A 14,330-nucleotide genomic window follows, 5' to 3' on the forward strand; every position below is an offset into this window, starting at 1 on the left:
GCGCCCCGGGGCGTCTGCGCTCCTCGGCGCCCCCGACAGCGCCGCCATCCCCAGGCCGCTCAGTCCTTGGCTGAATCCACCGTTGGCATACTGCAGCGGTCGAGGCCCACAGCGGCCTACGGCCGCTCCGGGCAGGATCCTGCCCTTCACCAGCCGCGCATCTCCCGCGCCAAGTGGCCGGCGCCGTACACCTTCTCCAGCGCCGCCATGATGGCGTCGGCGTGCACCGCGATCGCGCGGGCCGTGTGGTCCTGGTAGGCGTAGTTGCCGCCCAGGCCTTCGAGGTTGCCGTCGAAGATCAGGCCGACCAGTTCGCCCTTGGCGTTGACCACCGGCGAGCCGGAGTTGCCGCCGATGATGTCGGCGGTGAGCACGAAGTCCAGCGGCGTGGAGGCCGGGACCTTGCCGCGGGCCTGGTCGATGCGGGCGGGCAGCTTGAAGGGCTCTTGCTGGTCAAAGCTGTCGGCGCGGTCCCACCAGCCGCCCCAGGTGGTCTTCCAGGGGTGGGTCAGGCCGTTCGACACATAGCCTTTGGCCGGGCCGAAGGACAGGCGAAGCGTGTTGGTGGCGTCCGGCGGCACATCGTGGCCGTACAGCGCAAAGCGGGCCTGGTCGATCGCCTCGGCGGCGCGGCGGATGGGCGTATCGACCTCGGTCTCGGCGCGCAGGCGCAGGGCCCGGCGCATCGGCCAGGCCTCGCGGGCCAGCACGATCAGCGGATCGGTGGAGGCAGCGATCGCGGCCGCGCCGCCGCTGAGCAGCCGTTCGCGCTCGGCACGCTCGCCCACGCGCGTGGCGGCGACCAGGGCCTCGGCCGCCTGCCGCGGGCTGCGGCCTTGCAGCACCAGGCGCATGTACGGATGATCGGCGCCCAGCAGGGCCAGCGAGCGCTCCAGCGTCGTGGTCAGGCGCACCGTCTCCAGCGCGGGGTAGAACGGCGACTCGGCGCGCAGGCCTCGCTCCTTGTCGGGCAGCGAGGCGTCGCCGAAGTCGGCCAGGCGCTGGTCCTCGGGCAGGCCGCGCTCATGGGCAATCGCCACCAGATCGACGGCGCGCGCCAGCGCGGTCTTGTAGCCGAAGTTCAGGCCCCACAGCTGCGGCGTCAGCGTGTCCTGCACCGCGTTGGCCCGGGCGATGTCGGCCCAGGGGTCACCTGCCAGGCCGCGTTGCCGGTAGGCGTCTCGCAGGGTCTGCTCGTCCTGGCGCTTGGCCTTCAGCAGCGCCGCGTCCTTCAGGGCCTGGTATTCGCCGTCCATGGACTTGAACCAGTTCTCGGTGCCGAAGATGCCCGACTGCGCCTGGCGCGCCGCCTCGGGCGACGTGGCAGCGTAGGCATGGAGCGCGGCGATCTCGGCACGCGCGGTGGCCAGGGCGATGGGCATTTCCACATCGCGGGCGGATTCGAGCTGGGCCACGGTGCGCAGGCGCTCGGTGTGGCCCGGGTGGCCCGAGACGAAGAGCAGTTCGCCGTCGCGCGGCATGCGCGCCGCCAGGCGCAGGTGCTGCGCGGGACGGTGCGGCTGGCCGTTGCGCTCATAGACGCGCATCAGCGCCGCGTCCAGCGCGAAGCGCGGGTAAACGAAGTTGTCCGGGTCACCGCCGTAGAAGCCGGCGTCGGACTCCGGCGCCCAGGCCAGGCGCACGTCGTCCCATTCGCGGTAGTGGTACAGCGCGTAGCGCGCGCCGCTGTAGAACGAGACCACATTGCAGCGCTGGCCCTGGCGCTCGTCGGTGCAGGCCTTTTCGATGCGGGCAATCTCGGCCTTGCGGGCGGTATTGCGCGCCGCGTCATCGGCGGCACTGCCGGCGGCGGCCTGGATGCGTGCGCTGACGTCCTCGGTGCGCAGCAGCACGCGCGCGGTGAAGCCAGGGCAGCGCAGCTCGTCCTGGCGGCGGGCGGCCACAAAACCGGTGGCGGCCAAGTTCTTCGTGGCGCTGGACAGCCGGGCCACGCAGCCCTCCACCACGTGGTGGTTGGTCAGCATCAGGCCATCGGCCGACACGAACGAGGCCGACGCGCCCACATGCACCGACGCGGCCTGCAACCGCGCCAACATCTGCGGGTCGATCTGCACACCGTGGCGCTTGGCGATGGCGGCCAGCGGGGCGTGTTCAAAGGTCCACATGCCCTCGTCGGCGCCGGCCGGCAGGACCGACAGCGCCGCCGCGGCGCTGACAACAAGGTGACGGATGGTGGGGGTGGTCATCGTTTCTCCCTGGGGTGACGCGCTCGTGGCGCGGGTTGGATCTTCGTGGAGGCGGCGGTGGCCGGCCATCCCATTTCTCGCAGCAGGTGGCGGCCCGGATAGACCTGCGACAGCGCCACCTGCAGCGCCTGTGCGTGCACCGCCACGCCGCGGGCCTGGTCGGCGTCGAAGCCCCAGGCAAAGCCCAGCGAGCCGCCGTTGCCGTCGAACAGCAGGCCGACCAGTTCGCCCTGCACATTGACCACCGGCGAGCCCGAGTAGCCCGGGGCAAGGTCGGCATCCAGTACCAGGTTCAGCGGTGTGCGCGGGTCGATGTGCGCACGGGCGCGGGCCAGCGTCGGTGGCAGCTGAAACGGCGCCGCCTGGTCAAAGCTGTCGGCGCGGTCCCACCAGCCGCCCCAGGTGGTGGTCCAGGGCAGGCGGCGGCCGCCGGTGTCCACACCGCGGGCGCGACCAGCGCTCAGCCGCAGGCTGAAGTCGGCATCGGGTGCCAGTTCATCCGGCATGGCAGCGGCCAGCCGGCCGATCGCCCGGGTGGCGGCCGCCAACGGCTGCTCGACCTGCTGCCACTGCTGTTGCAGCAGCGCACGGCGCTGCGGCCAGTGCTCGCGCGCCAGGCGCAGCAGCGGGTCGGTGCTGGCGGCCAGCGCCGCCGCACCACCGGCCAGCAGACGCTGGCGCTCGGTGGCGTCGCCCAGCCGGCTGTCTGCCAGCAGCGCCGCAGCGGCAGCGGCAGGCTCGCGGCCGTCCAGTGCAGCCTGCACAAAGGGGTGGGCGGCGCCCAGGAGCTCGCGCGAGCGATGCAGCGCCTGGGCCAGCTCGCGCTGGATCTGCGCAGCATCACCATCGCTGGCAGCCAGCAGGCTGCGCTGCAGCTCGGCGCGGCGCGCCTGGCGGTACTCGGGCAGTCGCTGGGCATCGGACAGCGCCCCCTCGGCGACCAGCGCCACCAGCGTGCTGGCGCGGGCAAACAGCGCAGCACCGTCCAGCGACAGCGCCTCGATCTGCGGCGCCAGTGCGCGCTGCAGCGCCACGGCGCGGGCGATCTCGGCCCAGGGATCAGCGCGGTCACCGCTGCGGGTCTGCAGCGCGCGCAGCCGCTGCTCAGTGTGCTGGATCTGAGCCAGCAGCGCGGGCCGCTGCAGCGCCTGCCATTCGCCGGCAAGGATCTGGTAGCTGTTGTCCAGCTCGTAGCGCAGGGCAGCCGACCCGTCGGCCTGGGGGAGCGCGTCGAGCTGGGCACGCAGCGCGGCCAGGGTCTGCGGCAGCGTCACCTCACGCGCGAACTCGGCCTGGGCCACGCTGCGCAGCCGATCGCTCTCGGCCGGGAAGCCGGCAACGAACAGTGCGTCGCCATCGCGCGCGCCATGTGCAGCCCGGCGCAGCGCCTGCGGTGTGCGCAGCGGCCGGGCGCGGCGGTCATGCACGCGCAGCAGCGCGGCGTCCAGGGCAAAGCGCGGGTAAGCAACGTTGTCCGCCGCACCGCCGAACAGCGCGGCACCGGCCTCGGGCACCCAGACCAGACGCACGTCGTCCCACTCGCGGTAGCGGCGCAGGACATGGCGCGCACCTGCGTGAAGCGCGCCCACCTCGCAGACCTGGTCGGGATGGGCCTGCTGGCAGGCGGCCTCCAGGCGCGTGACCTCGGCCTGGCGCACGCGCTCGGCCTGGTCGGTGGCGGGCATGGCAGCGATCGCGCGGTCGACCTCGGCACTGACATCGCGGCTGTCGATCTGTTGACGCAGCGCCAGGTCCGGGCAGCGCCGCTCCTGCGTGCGGCGCGCGGCGGTGAAGCCGTGGACGGCCAGGTTGCGCCGCGGGGTGGACAGTGCCTCGATGCAGGACTGCACCACGTGGTAGTTGGTCAGCACCAGACCCTGCGGCGACACGAACGAGCCACTGCCGTCCAGCCCCAGCCGCACCGAGGCAGCCTGCAGCCGCGCCAGCAGCGCGGCAGACGGGCTGACGCCCAGCGTGCGCTGCCAGGCCTGGTGTGGCACCTGATCGAGGGGCCACATGCCGGGCTCGGCCTGCACAGCTGGCGCCAGCCCCAGCAGGGCTGCAGCGCCGACCGCACGAAGACGCTGTGCGGGCCTGATCACGACCTCAGAGCCAGCAGGCCACACGGTGCACCTGGCCCTCCAGCGCGGGTGACTCGCCACAGCGGGCGTGGGCCTGCGGGCAGCGTGCCCGGAAGGCGCAGCCCTGCGGCCGCTCCAGCGGCGAGGGCAGCTCGCCCTGCAACAGGATGCGCTGGCGCCGGCGCGCCGGGTCGACCGTGGGCGTGGCCGACAGCAGCGCCTGGGTGTAGGGGTGGCGCGGCGACTCGAACACCTCGGCCGCAGGGCCCTGCTCCACGCAGCGCCCCAGGTACATCACCAGCACCTCGTCGGCCACGTGGCGCACCACGCCCAGGTCGTGGCTGATGAACAGGTAGGCCACGCCCAGCTCGCGCTGCAGCTCGGCCAGCAGGTTCAGCACCTGGGCGCGGATCGACACGTCCAGCGCCGACACCGGCTCGTCCAGCACCAGCACGCGCGGGCGCAGCATCAGCGCGCGGGCGATGGCGATGCGTTGGCGCTGCCCGCCCGAGAACATGTGCGGCCAGCGCTCGAAGTGCTCGGGCCGCAGGCCCACGCGGGCCAGCATCGCGCGCGCCTGGGCCTCGCGCTCGGCGCGGTGGGCGCCGATGCCGTTGACCTCCAGCGGCTCCATCAGCGCATCGCCCACGGTCTGGCGCGGGTTCAGCGAGCCATAGGGGTTCTGGAAGACGATCTGCACCTGGCGGCGCAAGCGGGCGCGGGTGGCCGCGTCGGCGTGGGCCACGTCCTCGCCGTCGATCAGCAACTGGCCGGCGGTGGGCGTCTCGATCATCGTCAGCAGCCGCGCCAGCGTGGACTTGCCGCAGCCGCTCTCACCCACCACCGCCAGCGTGCGACCGGCCTGCAGCGAGAAGCCCACGCCGTCGAGCGCATGCACGGTGGCCTCGGACTGGAACCAGCCGCGGCGCACGCGGTAGTGGCGGCGCAGTTCGCGCGCTTCGAGCAGGGCGGTCATGGCGCGCTCTCCAGCGGCGTGTGGCACAGGGCCTGGCCCAGCGCGGCCGGTGCGGCCACGGGCTTGTGCCGGTGGCAGTACTCGGTGGCCAGGCGGCAGCGTGGCGCAAAGAGGCAGCCGGCTGGGCGGTCGTGCAGGCCCGGCACGACGCCGTCGATCGAGGCCAGCGCTTCGCCCGGGCGACTGCGTTCGGGCAGCGCATCCAGCAGCGCCGCGGTGTAGGGGTGGTGCGGCTGCTCGAACAGCGTGGCCGCGGGTTGCTGCTCCACGGCGCGGCCGGCGTACTGCACCAGCACGCGGTCGGCGCTCTCGGCCACCACACCCAGGTCGTGGGTGATCAGCACCATCGACATGCCGCGCTCGCGCCGCAGCCGCGCCAGCAGGTCCATGATCTGCGCCTGGATCGTCACGTCCAGCGCGGTGGTGGGCTCATCGGCGATCAGCAGCCGCGGCTCGCCGGCCAGGGCCATCGCGATCATCACGCGCTGGCTCATGCCGCCCGAGAGCTGGTGCGGGAAGGCGCGGGCGCGCCGCGCCGGGTCGGGGATGCCCACCAGGTCAAGCAGCTCCACCACACGCTGGCGGCGCTGCGCCCGTGTCAGCGGCGTGTGCGCGGCCAGCGCCTCGTCGATCTGCCAGCCCACGGTGAAGCAGGGGTTGAGGCTGCTCATCGGCTCCTGGAACACCATCGCGATGTCCTTGCCGATCAGCGCGCGGCGCTGCCGCGCGGTGAGCGCGCGCAGGTCCTGGCCGTCAAAGGCCAGGCGGGTGGCGCTGACGGTGGCGGTCCAGGGCAGCAGGCCCATCACCGCCAGCATTGCCACCGACTTGCCCGAGCCCGATTCGCCGACGATGGCCAGCACTTCGTCAGGGGCGACCTGCAACGAGACGCCATCGACCGCACGCAGCGGCCCGCCGCGGGTGGCGAAGCTGACCGACAGGTCCTGGATGTCGAGCAGCGGCGTGGTCATGTCTTGCGCATCTTCGGGTCCAGCGCGTCGCGCAGGCCGTCGCCCATCAGGTTGATCGACACCACGGTCACCAGGATGGCCAAGCCGGGCAGCGTGACCAGCCAGGGGTCGGAGCGGATGAACTCGCGCGCATCGGCCAGCATCGTGCCCCACTCGGCCGTGGGCGGCTGCGCGCCCAGGCCCAGGAAGCCCAGCGCCGCAGCCTCGAGGATGGCGTCGGACACGCCCAGCGCCGCCTGCACGATCAGCGGCGCCAGGCAGTTGGGCAGCACGGTGCGGGTCATCAGGCGCCAGCGGCCCACGCCGGCCACGCGCGCGGCAGTGACGTAGTCCTTCTGCAACTCGGCCAGCGCCGAGGCGCGCAGCAGCCGCACATAGCGCGGCAAGGTGACCAGGCTGACCGCGACGATGGTGTTGGTCAGGCTGGGGCCCAGCACCGCCACCACCAGGATCGCCAGCACCAGCGAGGGCACGGCCATGATCAGGTCCATCAGCCGGGTGATCGCCACGTCCACCGCGGTGCCCAGCGAGGCGCAGGCCAGGCCCAGCGCCACGCCCACCACGAAGGACGCGCCCATCACCGTCAGGCCGATGAACAGCGAGATGCGCGCGCCGTGGATCAGGCGCGAGAGCTGGTCGCGGCCCAGGCTGTCGGTGCCCAGCCAGAAGCCGGTGCGGCCGCCTTCGGCCCAGGCGGGCGGCAGGCGCACCGCATCACGGAACTGCTCGGTGGGCGAATACGGCGCGATCACATCGGCGCCCAGCGCCAGCAGCACCACCAGCAGCACCACGGCCAGGCCGACCACGGCGCCGCGGTTCTCCTTGAAGGCGGCCCAGAACGCCGCCAACGGCGAGGGCGGCGCCACAGTGGGGAGCGTCGAGGTCTCAGCCATGGCGGATGCGGGGATTGATCAAGCCATAGGTCAGGTCGACCGCCAGGTTGACGCCGATGACGATGGTGGACACCAGCATCACGCCGCCCTGCAGCGCCGGGTAGTCGCGCCGGGCGATGGATTCAATCAGCCACTTGCCGATGCCGGGCCAGGAGAAGATGGTCTCGGTCAGCACCGCGCCGGCCATCAGCGCGCCGACCTGCAGCCCGATCACCGTGACCACCGGGATCAGTGCATTGCGCAGCGCATGCAGGCCCACCACGCGCCAGGCCGGCAGGCCCTTGGCGCGGGCGGTGCGCACGTAGTCTTCGCCCAGCACCTCCAGCATGGCTGAGCGGGTCATGCGCGCCACCACCGCCAGCGGCACCGTGCCCAGCACGATCGCCGGCAGCAGCAGGTGGTGCAGCGCGTCCTTGACGGCCCCGGGCTGGCCTGAGAGCCACGCGTCGATCGTCATGAAGCCGGTGACCGGCTCGAAGTAGTACTGGATCAGGTCGATCCGGCCCGACACCGGCGTCAGGCCCCAGCGCTCGCCGACGAACATGATCAGCAGCAGGCCCCACCAGAAGATCGGCATCGAGTAGCCGGTGACCGACAAGCCCATCAGCGTCTGGTCAAAGATGGTGCCGCGGCGCGCGGCGGCGATGGTGCCGGCCGGCAGGCCGATCAGCGCCGCAAACAGCATGGCCGCCAGGCTCAGCTCCAGCGTGGCCGGGAACAGCGCCAGGAACTCGGTCAGCACCGGCTGGCTGGTGGCCAGCGAGGTGCCGAAGTCGCCCTGCAGCAGCTGGCCCGCATAGTCCAGGAACTGCTTCCACAGCGGCTGGTCCAGCCCCAGCTCGTGGCGGAACTGCGCCAGGCGCTCGGGCGAGATGCCGCGCTCGCCCACCCGCACCTCCACCGGGTCGCCCGGCACCAGCCGGATGGCGACGAAGGTCAGCGCCATCAGGGCGATGAAGGTGGGAATGGTCAGCGCCAGGCGGCGCAGCAGGTATCGCAGCATGGGTCAGCCGCCGCGGTGCCCTTGGGCGCCGCGGCCGAGGTTGCGGTGCACCGACGCGCTTACTTCAGGTCCACGCCGTTGAACTGGTGCGAGTTGAACGGGCTCTGCTTGTAGCCCGTCACCTCCTGGCGCATCACCTCAAACACCACCGAGTGGGCGATCTTGAAGTCGGGCGCCTCCTCGCGCTCGATGACCTGCATCTCCTCGTAGAGCTTGGCGCGGGCCTTGGTGTCGGTCAGCGTGCGGGCCTTCTCCAGCTTTTCGTCAAAGCCCTTGTGGCACCACTTGCTGAGATTCTGGCCACCGGGGCGGGCGGCGTCGCAGCCGTGCAGGAAGAAGAAGTTGTCGGGGTCGCCGTTGTCGCCGTTCCAGCCCAGCATCCCGGTCATGTGCTCGCCCTGCTGCAGGCGCTTGCGGTACTCGCCCCACTCGTAGGTGACCAGCTTGGCGTTGACGCCGATCTTGGCCAGGTCGGCCTGCATCATCTCGGCCATGCGCTTGGCGTTGGGGTTGTAGGGGCGCTGCACCGGCATGTACCAGAGGTCCACGTCCAGCGGCGTCTTCACGCCCGCCTTGGCCAGCAGGTCCTTGGCCTTGGCCGGGTCGTACGGCCACTCCTGGACCTGGTTGTTGTAGCCCCACATCGTGGGCGGGATCAGGTTCTTGGCCGAGGTGCCGGCGCCCAGGTACACATCCTTCAGGATCGCCGCCTTGTCGATCGCCATCGTGAAGGCCTGACGGACCTCCTTCTTGTCAAACGGCGGCTTTTGGGTGTTGAAGGACCAGTAGGCGATGTTCAGACCCGGCAGGCTGACCACCTTCAGCTTGGGGTCCTTCTGCAGCTCGGGCAGGTCGGCCGGGCGCGGGTAGCCGGTCAGGTGGCACTCGCCGGCGCGCAGCTTGGCGGTGCGGGCGGTGGCATCAGGCGTGATGGCGTAGACCAGGTCATCCACCAGGGCCTTCTCGGCACCCCAGTAGGCCTTGTTGGCCTTGTAGCGGATCACCGCGTCCTTCTGGTAGGTGACGAAGCTGAACGGGCCGGTGCCCACCGGCACCTGGTCGAACTGGGCCAGCTTGCCGGCCTTGGCCAGCACATCGGCGTACTCGGCCGAGTGGATCGCGGCGAAGTCCATCGCCAGGTTCGGGATCATCGTGACGTTGGGCTTCTTCAGCACGATGCGCACGGTCAGCGGGTCGACCTTCTCCACCGCCACCAGGTCGTCCTTGAAGCCCATGTCGGCGAAGTAGTCGTACTTGCCGCCCGAGACCTTGGCATAGGGGTGCTCGGCCTTCCACTGGCGCTCGAAGCTCCAGACCACGTCGTCGGCATTGAAGTCGCGCGTGGGCGTGAAGCCGGGCACGCTGTGGAACTTCACGCCGGCGCGCAGGCGGAAGGTGTAGGTCTTGCCGTCAGGGCTGATGGTCCAGCTCTCGGCCAGGCCGGGCTCCACCTCGGTGCTGCCGCGGCGGAAATGCACCAGGCGGTCATAGACCGGACGCGCGGCATCGAAGCTGGTGCCGGTGGTGTTGATCGCCGGCGTGAAGTTCTCGGGCGAGCCTTCGGCACAGTAGACCAGTGTCTTGGCGCTGGCACCGGTGGCGGCCAGCAGGGCCAGGCTGAGCAGGGCAAGCCGCGGATGGCGGCCGATCGGGGTGGTCATCGGGATCCTCCTGTGTGCGGGGCGGGCGCACTGCGGGGGGTGGTGCAGGCGCCGTCGTGGCCGGGTTCGCTGCCGGGTGACCGGCGGCAAGGCCCGATGCTACTTGGGAAAACGCGGCACTCCTGCGCGCCGGGCATCCGGAATTGCACCGCCCCCGGTGGCGGGATCGGCGAGAATCACGGGTTCGCTGCCGGTCACGCCCCGTCCACCGGCCGCACCATCCATCTCCGGGGCCATGTCGAGGACAACCATGTACAAAAACCTCGTGCGCGCCGCCCTGTGGGCCGGCGCCGCGTTGATCGCATCCCTCCCGTCCCAGGCCGCCGAACCGCTGAAGGTGGCCTTCGTCTACGTCAGCCCGGTGGGCCAGGCCGGCTGGACCTACCAGCACGACCTGGGTCGGCGCGAGATGGAACAGGCGCTGGGCAGCGCCGTCAAGACCACCGTGGTCGAGGCGGTGCCCGAGGGCGCCGACTCCGAGCGTGTGATGCGCGACCTGGCCGCCCAGGGCCACCGCCTGGTGTTCGCCACCAGCTTCGGCTACCTGGAGCCGGCGCTGAGGGTGGCGGCCGAGTTCCCGCAGGTGCGTTTCGAGCACGCCGGCGGCTACAAGACCGCCGCCAACCTGGGCACCTACAACGCCCGCTACTACGAGGCCCGCTACCTGGCCGGCATGCTCGCGGGCCACAGCAGCCGCAGCGGCGTGGCCGGCTACGTGGCCGGCTTTCCGGTGCCCGAGGTGGTGCAAGGCATCAATGCCTTCACGCTGGGCATGCGCGCGGTCAACCCGGCGGCGCAGGTCAAGGTGGTCTGGCTCAACGCCTGGTTCGACCCCGCGCGCGAGCGCGACGCTGCGCTGTCGCTGGTCGCCCAGGGTGCCGACGTGCTGACCAACCACTCGGGCTCGCCCGCGGTGCCGCAGGTGGCCGAGGAAAAGGGCGTCAAGCTGCTGGCCTACCAGAGCGACATGCGGGCCTTCGCCCCCAAGGCGCAACTGGCCGCGGTGACCCACCACTGGGGTGGCTTCTACACCCGGGTGGCGCAGGACGTGATGGCCGGTCGCTGGACGAACACGCCCGTCTGGGGCGGCATGAAGGACGGGCTGGTGAAGCTCTCGGCGCTGTCCGACGCCCTGCCTGCCGCCGTCCGCCAGGCGGTGGCGCGCCGCGAGGCCGACATCATCGCCGGCCGCTTCCAGCCCTTCGCGGGTCGCCTGCTCGACAGCACGGGGCAGGTGCGCCAGGCCTCGGGCACGATGAACGACGGGCAGATCGCCCGCATGGATTGGCTGGTTGAAGGCGTGGTGGGCACGCTGCCCGGACGCTGAGCCCGCGCCTCAGCGCGACACCACCTGACCCAGCCACTCGCGCACGCCCTGGGCGTCGGGCTCGCGCGGGTTGAACGGGCGCGTCTGCACCCCCTCAGGCAGGCGGGGTGTGGCGGCGCGCTCGTTGAACAGGGCCAGTGTCGGCTTGTCGGAGGCCAGCGCATGGCTCATCTCGGCACTGACCCAGGGGCTCATGTCGTCGTCGCCGACCAGCGTGACCACCGCGTCGGCGCGGGCGATCATGTTGGCCAGCGCCTCCTGCCAGGGCTCGCCGGGCGTCACGCCAGTCTGGTCCAGCACCTGCACGCCCGCCTGCGTCAGGCCATCGCGCAGGCGCGCTGCGGCGCGCGCGTCGATCGAGCTGTACGAGAGAAAGACCGAGGCTGCGCGCGGGCGGGGTGCCGAGGCCGACCGCATCGGTGCGGCCTCCTCATCGGGGTACTCAAGCCTCAGGTTGTGGCGCAGCGCCTGGGTGCGGCCGCCTTGCAGGCTCAGCTCGGCCCGCAGCAGGAAGGTGCCCCAGCCCGAGGCGTCGAGCCGGAAGCCGTTGTCGCGCGTCTTGACGGTGATGCGCGGCTTCGCAAAGCTGGGGTGCAGGATCCACACGACCTGCTCGACCTCACCCAGCTCGTCGCCTTCGATCCAGGCGCGCCACTTCCAGTAGTCATTGCCGACGTACTGGAAGTCCTGGGCGATGCGCAGCGTCATGGCTTTTCCTCCAGCCGGACACCGCCGACGAAGGGATCGATCGCATGCCTGGACTGCCAGATCTTGCCGCCCTGCTTGAGGCGCAGACGCACGGTCTCGCCGTCGCGCATCTTTGGCAGAACGGCATAGGCGGCGCCGGGCTGCAGCACCAGGCGGCCGCGCTCGAAGTCCTGGAAGTTGCCCGTCTGGGAGATCACCTGGAATTCGCAGCGGTCGCCCTCGGTCTCGTCGTACTGCGTGGCCAGGGTGTCGGGCTCGATGCGCACCCGTGCGGCCCGGCCGTGTTCGCGCCGCCACACGGCCACCGTGTTCATCAGCTTGACGATCAGATCCGCCTCGGTGCCGGGCTTGTACTCGAAGTACTCGTTGCCGGCGCCCAGGCCCACAGCCTTGAGTGCGGTGTGCAGCACACGGAAGCTGGGCTTCTGGAGGCCCTCGGCGTATGAAAACTCGCTGAGCACGAAGGCCGGTTGGATCATCTGCCCGGCGTCATCGGCCTGCGGCGTGACCAGGGCCACCAGGGCGTCGGCCTCGGCGATGCGGGCCCGCAAAGCGTCATCCAGCGGCCGGCCGCCCAGGTCCACGCCATCCAGCACGCGCAGGCCCATGGCCTCGAGCACGCGCACCACGTAGCGGCGCAGGCGCTCCAGCTCGTCCTCATGGTCGGGATGAGAGCGGTAGGTGTAGGACAGGAAAACGCTGTTCATGGCGGCAGGCCGCCTGAGTATGCGGGCATCGTGCCGCGGCCACAAGACCGCGGCCGCGGCGGCGTCCCCCGGGAAAGGGACGCGACGGCTCAGAAGAAGTCGACGCCGCCGGTGGCCGCCTCGGCCACGGCGCCCTCAGCCAGCAGTTCGTCAAAGCTGCGGACCTGGTCGCGCCCACCGTCCTTGGCGGCATAGACCGCCTTGTCGGCGCGGCCAAAGGCCTGCTCGGGCGTGTCGTCGGCGTCGATGCGGGTGAAGCCGGCGCTGATCGTCAGTTCGCCGACCTGCGGGAAGGCGTAGCGGGCCACGCGCTCGCGCAGCCGCTCCAGCGCGGCCTGGGCGCCATCGTCCTGGCTGCAGCTCAGCAGCACCACGAACTCCTCGCCACCAAAGCGGTAGAGGCGGTCGTGCTGGCGCAGCGTCTCGCCCATCAGGCGGGCCACCAGCAGCAGCACCTCGTCGCCGACCAGGTGACCAAAGCCATCGTTGACGCGCTTGAAATGGTCGATGTCGATCACCGCCAGGAAGCAGGGATCGCCGCTGTGCCAGTGACGCCGGCCGTCGCAGCCCGACAGGCCAGCCTCGGACCGGGCCGACAAGGCCGCCAGGCGCATGAAGGTCTCGTCGAAGCTCTTGCGGTTGAGCAGTCCGGTCAGGCCGTCGCGCTCGCCATAGTCGAGCAGGCCGATGACGTTGCGGTAGACGCGCAGGATCTCGTCCGCCACCAGCTGGTGCGCCTCGCTGGGCGAGGCTTCCAGCTGGAGCTGCAGCACGGCCTGGGCGCCGTGGCTGCCGGGCAGCGGGTAAAAGGCGCGGCCAGGCAGCTCGGCCAGCTGCAGCGGGTGCTCGCGGCCGAGCGCCTCCAACAGGGCCTGGCATTCCTGCTCGCCGGGTTCGGCGGGGGGGCCGTGCAGGGCCAGGATGTCCCAGCCACCCATGCGCTCATCGTGGCGACGGCAGACCTGCGCCCGCACCGGCTGGAAGTGCTCGACCAGATGGCCGGCCAGCCGCTGCTGCAGTTGCTCGCGGTCACGCAGTCCGGTCAGTTCGGCCAGGCAGCGGGCCACGCGCTGCGGCGACGGCAGCGGCGTGGACGGATTCGAGGCAGGGTGCATGGTGAGCGGCGACAGCGGTCCGACCCTCCGGAACGCCAGAGGGCACGACAGGTTGTCGGCTCAGCGGGCGGAATCTGAAGCTTGACGCCAGTCCATCGGCACCCGGAAGTCCGGGTTCAGCCGCTGCCACAGCCCGTGGTCGCGCCATGCGCCGTCGATGAAGAGGTAGTCACGGGCCAGTCCGATGGACTCGAAGCCCAGGCGAGCGAGCAGCGCCAGGCTGCGCTGGTTGTCGGGCCGCACTGCCGCCTGCACGCGGTGCAGTGCCACCCGTTCACCAAAGGCTTCGGCCAGGACGGCCTGCAGCGCCTCGCTCATCAGGCCCTGGCCCTGGTGGGCGGCATCGATCGCGTAGCCCAATGCAGCACTGTGGAAGGCGCCGCGCGCGATCTGGCTGAGGCCGATGACGCCGATGATGGTCAGCGGATCGTCCACCGGCTGCAGCCACCAGCGCAGCGCCTCGCCGCGCTCGAAGGCCCCCTTCGCCTGCTCGATGCGCAGGGCCTGGGTCTCCAGCGTCAGAAAACCCGTCGGCATGGGCGGGTCCCACGGGGCCAGGTGGGCGACATTGCGGCGGTGAAACGACAACAGCGCCGGGGCGAGCCCGGCGCTGGGAGCCTGCAGGCGCAGGCGGGGGGTGTCAAGACGCTCAGCGGCGGCGGTCATGCCGCCACTGTAGCG

The 14,330-nt window shown here is 71.3% G+C and carries 12 protein-coding genes; 1 reads left to right on the forward strand and 11 read right to left on the reverse strand.

All coding sequences use genetic code 11. The features are described from left to right. Positions 1 to 146: 146 nt before the first annotated feature. The 7 genes from KAK06_RS22470 to KAK06_RS22500 all read right to left on the reverse strand — a co-directional run bounded on the left by KAK06_RS22470 (position 147) and on the right by KAK06_RS22500 (position 9,792). Positions 147 to 2,207: a S46 family peptidase gene (locus KAK06_RS22470; protein WP_210804408.1), complete on the reverse strand. Its 2,061-nt coding sequence runs from the start codon at positions 2,205 to 2,207 to the stop codon at positions 147 to 149. Beyond that, entirely contained in the window at positions 2,204 to 4,225 is a 2,022-nt protein-coding gene (locus tag KAK06_RS22475; RefSeq protein ID WP_210804409.1) for a S46 family peptidase, read from the reverse strand. Before KAK06_RS22475 ends, KAK06_RS22470 begins: the two co-directional genes overlap by 4 nt. A gap of 88 nt (positions 4,226 to 4,313) precedes the next feature. Further along, positions 4,314 to 5,264: a dipeptide ABC transporter ATP-binding protein gene (locus KAK06_RS22480; protein WP_210804410.1), complete on the reverse strand. Its 951-nt coding sequence runs from the start codon at positions 5,262 to 5,264 to the stop codon at positions 4,314 to 4,316. Beyond that, positions 5,261 to 6,235: an ABC transporter ATP-binding protein gene (locus KAK06_RS22485; RefSeq protein WP_210804411.1), complete on the reverse strand. Its 975-nt coding sequence runs from the start codon at positions 6,233 to 6,235 to the stop codon at positions 5,261 to 5,263. The genes KAK06_RS22480 and KAK06_RS22485 overlap by 4 nt, the downstream gene beginning before the upstream one ends. After that, on the reverse strand, positions 6,232 to 7,128 hold the full coding sequence (locus KAK06_RS22490) for an ABC transporter permease subunit (protein WP_210804412.1): 897 nt from the start codon (positions 7,126 to 7,128) through the stop codon (positions 6,232 to 6,234). The genes KAK06_RS22485 and KAK06_RS22490 overlap by 4 nt, the downstream gene beginning before the upstream one ends. Next, positions 7,121 to 8,131 (reverse strand): ABC transporter permease subunit, encoded by a 1,011-nt coding sequence (locus KAK06_RS22495; RefSeq protein ID WP_210804413.1) that lies wholly within the window; start codon positions 8,129 to 8,131, stop codon positions 7,121 to 7,123. The genes KAK06_RS22490 and KAK06_RS22495 overlap by 8 nt, the downstream gene beginning before the upstream one ends. Before the next feature lie 59 nt (positions 8,132 to 8,190). Continuing rightward, positions 8,191 to 9,792, reverse strand: a complete 1,602-nt coding sequence (locus KAK06_RS22500) for an ABC transporter substrate-binding protein (RefSeq protein ID WP_210804414.1) — start codon at positions 9,790 to 9,792, stop codon at positions 8,191 to 8,193. A 250-nt stretch (positions 9,793 to 10,042) separates the two neighbouring features. Between KAK06_RS22500 and KAK06_RS22505 the strand changes: the two genes are divergently transcribed. After that, positions 10,043 to 11,119 (forward strand): BMP family ABC transporter substrate-binding protein, encoded by a 1,077-nt coding sequence (locus KAK06_RS22505; RefSeq protein WP_210804415.1) that lies wholly within the window; start codon positions 10,043 to 10,045, stop codon positions 11,117 to 11,119. A 9-nt stretch (positions 11,120 to 11,128) separates the two neighbouring features. Here KAK06_RS22505 and KAK06_RS22510 read toward each other — a convergent pair whose 3' ends face one another. The 4 genes from KAK06_RS22510 to KAK06_RS22525 all read right to left on the reverse strand — a co-directional run bounded on the left by KAK06_RS22510 (position 11,129) and on the right by KAK06_RS22525 (position 14,315). Then, a complete protein-coding gene (locus KAK06_RS22510) occupies positions 11,129 to 11,827 on the reverse strand; it encodes a pYEATS domain-containing protein (RefSeq protein ID WP_210804416.1) in 699 nt (232 codons plus the stop codon). Beyond that, entirely contained in the window at positions 11,824 to 12,534 is a 711-nt protein-coding gene (locus KAK06_RS22515; RefSeq protein WP_210804417.1) for a toll/interleukin-1 receptor domain-containing protein, read from the reverse strand. Before KAK06_RS22515 ends, KAK06_RS22510 begins: the two co-directional genes overlap by 4 nt. 89 nt (positions 12,535 to 12,623) lie before the next feature. Next, positions 12,624 to 13,649, reverse strand: a complete 1,026-nt coding sequence (locus tag KAK06_RS22520) for a GGDEF domain-containing protein (protein WP_210804418.1) — start codon at positions 13,647 to 13,649, stop codon at positions 12,624 to 12,626. A 60-nt stretch (positions 13,650 to 13,709) separates the two neighbouring features. Beyond that, a complete protein-coding gene (locus tag KAK06_RS22525) occupies positions 13,710 to 14,315 on the reverse strand; it encodes a GNAT family N-acetyltransferase (protein WP_210804419.1) in 606 nt (201 codons plus the stop codon). Positions 14,316 to 14,330: the final 15 nt, after the last annotated feature.

Origin of the sequence: Ideonella aquatica, from assembly GCF_018069755.1 — a bacterium.
Lineage (GTDB): Bacteria > Pseudomonadota > Gammaproteobacteria > Burkholderiales > Burkholderiaceae_C > Ideonella > Ideonella aquatica.